The organism is Yersinia sp. J1, assembly GCF_050586585.1.
Taxonomy (GTDB): Bacteria; Pseudomonadota; Gammaproteobacteria; order Enterobacterales; family Enterobacteriaceae; genus Yersinia; species Yersinia entomophaga.
Genome location: NZ_JBOBDP010000022.1, coordinates 39974 through 47455, shown reverse-complemented (window position 1 = coordinate 47455; position 7482 = coordinate 39974). Strand labels below are relative to the sequence as shown.

Below are 7482 nucleotides of genomic sequence, written 5' to 3'. Positions count from 1 at the left end.
CGGTTTAAAATTCGCCGGCCAGCTTCTGGATGAAGAATCGGGGCTGCACTATAACCGCTTCCGCGACTACGACCCGCAGGCCTGCTGTTACTTAAGCCCGGACCCGATAGTGCTGGCGGGGGGGCGAGAATACTTACGGATACGTATCGAATCCGTTAAGTTGGGTAGATCCATTAGGACTGGCGGCTTGTCCTCAAAAGTGGGATGTTGGTAGCTATGAAGACTTGAGAAGTGCAGTTAAAGGCAAGAATCTAGAATTAGATGCTCACCACGTCGGCCAAAAAGCCATTATGAAAGACTTAGTTAAAGGTTACGATCCTAATACTGCACCTTCAATGTTAGTTCCAAAAGTTGGTCATACGACGTCTAAAGAAGGTGTTGGCATTGTATCTAGAAGTATGACTAATCCAACAACAGGAAAACCATTTACTTCTGCGAGAGATGTTATTGCTAGAGATATAAGGGAACTGCGACGCGTATATCCAGAGGTTCCAAATAGTAAGCTTCAAGAACTTATTAATATGAATAAATCCATGTACCCTGAAGTTAGAGTTAAAAATCTTGGGAGGTAATGTATGGCAAACGATAAGAAAGTAGTTGAGGCAATATTTAATGAGTTGTTTTTTGATAATCTTCCTCGTTATAAGGGGGCATTAAGCAAATCTCCTGATGCTAATAAAGATGTTTATGCTAGAGCAAGAAATGCTATTGCTAAGTTAGATCAAGAAGATAAAGATGCAGTATTCGAATTTTTTAAAATAATTATTGCAGACACTGCTTCTGTTATCTTGGGAACTATTGATGGTTCACATTTCCCTAATGATATTGATGGTGATTTTAAGTTGTCTTATGAAGATGAAGAAATCCAAGGATGTTTGCAGGATTACTTTATCGCGGGGGCTGAAGGCATAAATACATATAAATAAAAACTAGGAAGCCCTATGTTGGGTCTTCCTAGACATTTTTATCTTTCGTTATGCCAACATATTACCCTGCTGAATCCTAATCATCACCTGACCGGGCATCACGCTGATCGCCAGCGGTTGCCCGGTCAGGCCGCACTGCGTCAGCCAGTTCTCTGGCAGAGACAGCTTGCCGTTATCCCGTATCTAGTTCACAGCAATATTATGATCTTCAATATGGTCAAGGTCGTAAAACTAGGCCAACTGATATCCAGTATGTATCAAAATGGAAATAAAACTCTTGATGATTTCTTTAGGAATATCTAATAGATAATTCAAATGTTGCAGTGGAAAAATTGATTCGTTTCTTTGATGAAATGAATAAATAGCAAATGAGATATCTCGTATCTTTACGAGAAGGTGATGAGAATGATGCTGTAAAAGCGAAAGAAGAGTGGGGGTTGTATGTTTTTTGTGCGATCTTGTTTTTTTGTTTACACTCTTAAATTCTATGTAATTACATCCATGAATTTAAATCCTAAAAGTGACATTTTCCAAGCGTTTAAAATTATTGTAATTAAATAACGTTGTTATATTTTAAAAGTGAGTCTTTGATTTTTTAAATGTCTAAATTGGCAATGATGGTGTTGAATTTTTTATATTTTAAATCTAACTATTTCATAATTACATGCTGTTATTTTTTATTAAATAGCAAGTCATTTTTATCGCTAATGGTTTGATAGTGACGCGCTATTCATCTATATCATTAGAAAGAAATAAACCTTGAGGTCAGTTTGTTTAATAATAGAACCCGAGAAAGCAATACCGATGCAATAAAGACGGAGAATAGCAGTGTGAATCTTAGGGTGATGTCTGATAAATTATAGGCACTAGAGATAAAATAGAATATGCCATCGTGGAGAATATAAACTCCTATCATCGATGGGCTGATATAAGCTAGTGTCTTTCTTATCCATTCATATTTAGTATCAAAATTATCAAAGATAACAAACAGACATAGACTCAAAATGAGTACATGAAAGTTATCAAGAAAATAGCCAGCATTAACCGTTTTATACACGTGCAGAGACATAAAGCTCTCATAGAAATACATCGATATAGCTGTAGGGACGATCAATAGTTTAGCCGCTATTCTGACTTTTATGTTTTTAGTGATTTCTCTACCTTTGGTTGAACAGAGAAAACGTCCGACCATATAGTAAAATACCCATGTCCAAAGCCTGAAGTACTGGGGGAAATCGATTAAATAAGGTCTTTCGGTAAAAGTACTGATAATATCAATGGAAACTGAAAAGATTAATAATCCACCTAAGGTAAAGAAGGTTTGCCTGTTATTTTTAAGTATTTTAGATATTATCGGATTTATTACATAAATAAGCGCGATGCTAAATAACAGCCAGCTTTGCAGGAAATAACCTTTTTTAAATCCATCTTCATTGATGAAGTAAAATAAAACGTTCCAGAATATTATGATTGTTAAAATGGATTTGATCTTTCTTAATATATCCTGCCTTGTGATTTCTTCAATCGAGTCAATATAACCTATTATCATGAAAAACAGCGGTGTTGCTATAATAGATAAGAAATAGAGGATACTCATAACCTCACCGCTTAAAAAACAGCTGTCGGAACAGGTTTTACTAGCAGAGTAGAATGTGACCGCAGAAAAGCAGCTAAGGCTCTTTAGCGCATGGAGGCCGACATTTCTCATAATTGAATCGTCACAAAAGAGGGGAGTCCAGAGGGCAAAGCGATGCCCTTTATCATCTGACTTGGTGCAATTTTTTTTGGCTGACTGTGTCTGATCACATACCGCAGTTTGTTCATTGTCACACCTTGGGTTTGCAACAGAAAACTCGCTATCTCATCTATTCATTTTAAGATATCTTTGCACAAAACGAAATTTCTGTCACCGTTCATAGTGACTAACTGAAATTCATAACATCAGGTAGGAATTTTGCCATCACTCCCTCGTTTATTCCCCCTTTGTTCTTACCTTTTAACTCTATTTTGCCAATCCGTTAATTTTTATTGGTGTCAGAGTATTCCTACACAAAAGCGTCTCACTGTCCTATATAACCTAAAAATGCCCTGTGTTTTACTGATTGAACATAAAATCCGTCGGTAAGATAGCGGCCATAAATTAAAGAATCGCTTCTACAACCATAAGGAAGTTGATTGCTTAGGTTCTCAGCAAAAAAGATCGCGTATTGGCGTAAGTTTGCCTTGAACCCGGATTGGTGCTTTGCACGTTGATGTGGGGATAGGCAGTCCGTGGCCTGCATGGAGCCTGATATTACGGGTAAAGGCATGGATTATCTTTTTTGTTCGACGTCTTATTTTAGGATGTGAGTAAAATGATAAGTTGCATGGTGGTAGATAATGATAGATATCTGACCCTTGGGATCATATCTATGGTTAAAAAAATATTTACCGGAATGGGAAGCAAGGAAGATATTAAGTTTTATAAGCGTCCATTCCATCCAGTTGATGTTGTATTTATCGGCGTTGATGAATCCAACTTTTTTGAGGCGTTAGCCCGCCTAGAGAAAATAGCGCTGGATACTAAGGTTTTCCTGATTGCGGATTTAAGGTTAAGTAGTTTCTTTCAGGGAATCCCCGGATTCCATAATGTCACCATGATTTATCGTGAAGAAACTATAGACAGCCTAGAGTCCAAAATTACCGGCGTTATTAAACGAACATTCCGTATCCTCACTGAAGCTGCATCCGATCGTAAAGTAGATCAGCATGAAGTCGTTCAGAATGATGAGCAAAACTTTCTTACGCCAAGTGAAAATGCCGTTCTGGCGTTGTTCAATGAAGGCTTTTCCGGCGGTGATATCGCCAAAATCCTTAAGAAGAGTCAAAAGACTGTGAGCGGGCAAAAGCGCTCTGCGATGAGAAAGTTGGGTGTAAGAACTGATGTTGAATTGATTAAGATGTTTATGTTCAAGTAAAGAAGTTTAGATATACATGCGTCAACGTCTATTGTTGACTTAAACATCGGGCACTGAATTTGCCTTTTTGACACCGATGACACCACGGTGATTGCTAATTTTACCGTCAGGAGTTTAAGGGGTACTCAGTCCCCATCGATAGGGGACTGGTAGATAATAGGGTTAAATATTTTTCAGCTTGGCTACAGTGCTATCAATATCGATTTCGTGATCGGAGAAGGTATAAGTCACGTTTTGATGAGTGGTTACCGATAGCATTTTCAGGGGAACCGTTTTTTCCGCAATGTTTTCTTCCTGCGGGCGAATTTTATTCATCAACAGTCCAACAGAAAGCACGGTATTAGCTTTATCCACCTCTGCCTGAGCCGGTACTTCTTTAGTAAATGTTTTGAAAGACTTAATGCTGGTAAGTTTGATTCTCTCATTGGCAATAAAAATGTATTTGCTCTCAATGGCAACTTTAACTGCAAAAGCTGATAAACCTTTGCTGTTGGTCGTTGGTTCAAAAGTCACTTCCGCATTTTTCTTAATCATCTCGGGATTAGCAACTTTAATAACGTGAAAATAACGGTTATCTCCGTTTTCATCGGTGATAAAACCAAAACCTTTATCTTCAAAAAAAGTTGTTATTCTACCGTTCATCATGTATCTCGTTTAAGCCAGTCTATTAGTTGCCTATGATACAGGGGAATGCTTTACAGATACAGCCTGAGACCTTTGCCACGTTTATTAGCATTGGGAATCACCATAGATTTGGTTGCAACTTAGGCAGAAATGCAAAGTATTCACACTGACAGTGTGGCAGAGATTGGTGATTCTATCTGTTTTTCTCTTTTTTGTGATCTACATTCTGGACAAAACATCGTTCAATTGCTGTACTGTAATTGACACGGTTGTTGTGTCCAACTATTCACGTAAAGGTATGTTTGATGTCTAAGATTAAAGGTAGCGTTAAGTGGTTCAATGAATCCAAAGGTTTCGGCTTCATTACCCCAGAAGATGGCAGTAAGGACGTTTTCGTTCATTTCTCTGCCATCGCTAGCAATGGTTTCAAAACTCTTGCTGAAGGCCAGCGTGTAGAATTTGAAATCACGAACGGTGCCAAAGGGCCATCTGCTGCTAATGTTATCGCTATCTAAGTAGCCAATATTCTTAAAAACCCGCCCCATGGGCGGGTTTTTTTATGGCTGAAAATAGAGCCAGAGCCCGTTTTCGATGATTACAGTATGAGATGACCGTCCGATAAAACCTGGGTCTGGTTGTTGAGATTCAGGCAGTGAGGCTACAGCTCATCTTAAACGTTATCTTGAAATACTAGAATAAATAAACCTTCAGGAATGCCAGCGAGATCAATACGCAAAGGCCAACCATCAGTAATTCTGTTAGTGTTTTAGGTGATCCAAACATGTTATTTATCCCGCGTTTCAGTGCATTAAGGTGAAACTGTTCTCAGGATACGGATTATCTAATTTGAAACTTAAGAAAACATTAAGGGGATAAATAGCGCACTTAAAAGTGAGAGGAGTCCCCGATTTTTGCTTTTTTACTGTGCGCTCCACATGTTCACTAACATAAAGGCCAGCATTGTCATAGCTAACGAACCCGCCAGATTGAATAATATAGTCAGCCCGGCCCAAATGAATTTACTGTCTTGTAGCAAGTACACCACTTCCAGCGAAAAAGTTGAGAATGTTGTCAGCCCGCCGCAAAAGCCAGTTGTTATTAGCATTTTCCAAACTGGATCAAGGTGCGTCATTCGATTGAATAAGGCTAATGTCAGGCCAATAATAAAAGCGCCAACCAGGTTAACAGTGAGAGTGCCAATAGGTACGTTGGGAGATAACCCGTTTAATTTCATGCTGATAAGCCAACGTAGCGTACTGCCAACGCCACCGCCGATAAAGACTGCCAGTAATGTGGGGAACATAAACACCTTTCTTGTTATCAGGGAGTTTGCAGAAAGGCTTAGGCGTAATTCTACGCACCTTTCTGAGAAGGTAACGTAGACATCATCAGCCTTGAGGGGCGGTTATGGAGGAATGTCATCTCCAGAGCTTTAATTGGATATTACACTGACTTTTTCTTATTTTAAACCCTGAAAGTTTGGTAGCCTATTCGCGATTACATCGTGATACTTAAATGACCAAGGAACAAGCGTGAAAATCCGAAAGGTGAAACCCGGTGACGAAGCTGCCATCTCTGAATTATTGATAGCATTAGATTATGCAGGAACAGATGGTTTTTTAAACCAGCGTTTGCTACAGCTTATTGGGCATCCCGATAGCGGTTTGCTGGCTGCGACTATCAATGATGTTGTTTGCGGTTTTATTTCATTGCATTTTATCCCGCAGATCGCGCTGGCCGGTGATTTCTGTCGGATCAGTTATTTATGTGTGAGTGAGAAGGTCAGGGGAGCAGGAATCGGTAAGCAACTTCTGGATGAAGCTGAAAAGATGGCGCGCGAACGTGGCTGTGATCGTATGGAATTACACAGTCATTCCCGTCGAGTGAAAGCTCATGCTTTTTATCTGCGGGAAGGCTATGCAGAATCACCGAAATATTTTACCAAGTGCTTAACTGAATAGGTATTTAGCTCGCTAGCTCAATACGGTCTCTGCCATTATCTTTAGCGTGATATAAAGCGGAGTCAGCGGCTTTTAACCACTGTTGATAATTGGTCATTTCTGGTTTGAATTCTGATACACCAGCGCTGACTTTGAGCTGCAGCCCCGGCGATTGATTAAAGACAATTCCAGCCAGTTTTTCCTGAATACGCCCTAATACCTCGCAGGCCTGTTCCGCCGAAGTATTAGGGAGGATAGCGCCAAATTCATCCCCGCCGTAGCGGCCGACGATATCTACGGCTCTTAGCCCCAATAATAGCTCCTCGGCAAGCGCCGTAATGGCATCATCACCAACCGCGTGACCAAAAGTATCATTGATGGTTTTAAATTTATCGATATCCAGCAGCACCAAGGACGCGCTGTGTTTATAGCGACGGCAGCTATCAAACTGATTATGAAGCTGATGTTCCCAGTGGCGTCGGTTATACAGCCCGGTTAATCCATCTCTCACGCTAATACGCAAAAGCTCCTCTTTGTTATCTGCCAGGCGTTTGGCTGTGCGATACGTCACCCAACCAAGTAACGATGGATAAATAAAAATCATCGGTAAACAGCTATATACCTGAATTGGTGTGGTTTGCGGCTGGAAAGGTAGTTGAAATATCCAGGCGACCAGTAAGCAACCTATTATCTGTAGGCCAAGGCCTTTAAGAAAAAAAGATTTTCCGCCTGATGCGATATTGTTCATGCTCATCATCGATAAGATGACCACGGAGGGCAGGGCATTAAACGACATTACCGCCACCCATACGCCGCCTGAAATAGAATCCAGGCTTAAATTCAGCATTTCCTGGCGATGCGGGGAATTGGCTCGAAGGGATAATTGATAGGCTAGGTGTGGCCAAATTAACCCGTTTATGACTAGCAGTGCCCACATCCACAACGGAGTTTGTCGGGTGATTAGCACTGATAAGACGCATAACATACCGATACCCAAGCCAAATATCCGGGGTAGGTAGATGCGGCGGGCAAAAC

General features: G+C 40.4%; 10 protein-coding genes, 1 pseudogene and 1 riboswitch. Of the genes and pseudogenes, 7 read left to right on the top strand and 4 right to left on the bottom strand.

Annotated features, from left to right (window positions below; translation table 11 throughout):
- From ACQ4OC_RS18555 to ACQ4OC_RS18540, 4 genes and pseudogenes are all read left to right on the top strand, one after another.
- Nucleotides 1–194: pseudogene (locus tag ACQ4OC_RS18555) on the top strand (RHS repeat-associated core domain-containing protein); the annotation flags it as partial.
- A gap of 96 nt (nt 195–290) precedes the next feature.
- Entirely contained in the window at nt 291–572 is a 282-nt protein-coding gene (locus tag ACQ4OC_RS18550) for a hypothetical protein (protein ID WP_430971485.1), read from the top strand.
- A gap of 3 nt (nt 573–575) precedes the next feature.
- On the top strand, nt 576–926 hold the full coding sequence (locus ACQ4OC_RS18545) for a hypothetical protein (protein WP_049602415.1): 351 nt from the start codon (nt 576–578) through the stop codon (nt 924–926).
- A gap of 15 nt (nt 927–941) precedes the next feature.
- Complete coding sequence (locus ACQ4OC_RS18540) at nt 942–1229, top strand: hypothetical protein (RefSeq protein WP_430971484.1); 288 nt, start codon at nt 942–944, stop codon at nt 1227–1229.
- 439 nt (nt 1230–1668) lie between these two features.
- On the opposite strand, the gene ACQ4OC_RS18535 is transcribed toward ACQ4OC_RS18540, so the two are convergent.
- On the bottom strand, nt 1669–2634 hold the full coding sequence (locus ACQ4OC_RS18535) for an acyltransferase family protein (protein WP_064512419.1): 966 nt from the start codon (nt 2632–2634) through the stop codon (nt 1669–1671).
- A gap of 658 nt (nt 2635–3292) precedes the next feature.
- On the opposite strand from ACQ4OC_RS18535, the gene ACQ4OC_RS18530 reads away from it, so the two are divergent.
- Complete coding sequence (locus ACQ4OC_RS18530; RefSeq protein ID WP_064512421.1) at nt 3293–3883, top strand: helix-turn-helix transcriptional regulator; 591 nt, start codon at nt 3293–3295, stop codon at nt 3881–3883.
- 162 nt (nt 3884–4045) lie between these two features.
- Here the strand turns inward: ACQ4OC_RS18530 and ACQ4OC_RS18525 are convergent, their stop codons facing one another.
- On the bottom strand, nt 4046–4525 hold the full coding sequence (locus ACQ4OC_RS18525; RefSeq protein ID WP_049596799.1) for a cold-shock protein: 480 nt from the start codon (nt 4523–4525) through the stop codon (nt 4046–4048).
- Between the two features lie 287 nt (nt 4526–4812).
- Between ACQ4OC_RS18525 and cspE the strand changes: the two genes are divergently transcribed.
- Nucleotides 4813–5022 (top strand): transcription antiterminator/RNA stability regulator CspE, encoded by a 210-nt coding sequence (cspE, locus tag ACQ4OC_RS18520; RefSeq protein WP_002210315.1) that lies wholly within the window; start codon nt 4813–4815, stop codon nt 5020–5022.
- Nucleotides 5023–5426: 404 nt separating this feature from the next.
- Here cspE and crcB read toward each other — a convergent pair whose 3' ends face one another.
- Nucleotides 5427–5810, bottom strand: coding sequence for a fluoride efflux transporter CrcB (gene crcB, locus ACQ4OC_RS18515; RefSeq protein WP_049596798.1), 384 nt, complete (start codon nt 5808–5810; stop codon nt 5427–5429).
- A 69-nt stretch (nt 5811–5879) separates the two neighbouring features.
- A riboswitch (Fluoride riboswitch) is annotated at nt 5880–5942 on the bottom strand.
- A 97-nt stretch (nt 5943–6039) separates the two neighbouring features.
- Between crcB and ACQ4OC_RS18510 the strand changes: the two genes are divergently transcribed.
- Nucleotides 6040–6468: a GNAT family N-acetyltransferase gene (locus ACQ4OC_RS18510; protein ID WP_064512423.1), complete on the top strand. Its 429-nt coding sequence runs from the start codon at nt 6040–6042 to the stop codon at nt 6466–6468.
- Nucleotides 6469–6472: 4 nt separating this feature from the next.
- Here ACQ4OC_RS18510 and ACQ4OC_RS18505 read toward each other — a convergent pair whose 3' ends face one another.
- The gene (locus ACQ4OC_RS18505; RefSeq protein ID WP_084414367.1) at nt 6473–7432 is read right to left on the bottom strand and encodes a diguanylate cyclase; all 960 of its coding nucleotides are present in this window, start codon (nt 7430–7432) and stop codon (nt 6473–6475) included.
- Nucleotides 7433–7482: the final 50 nt, after the last annotated feature.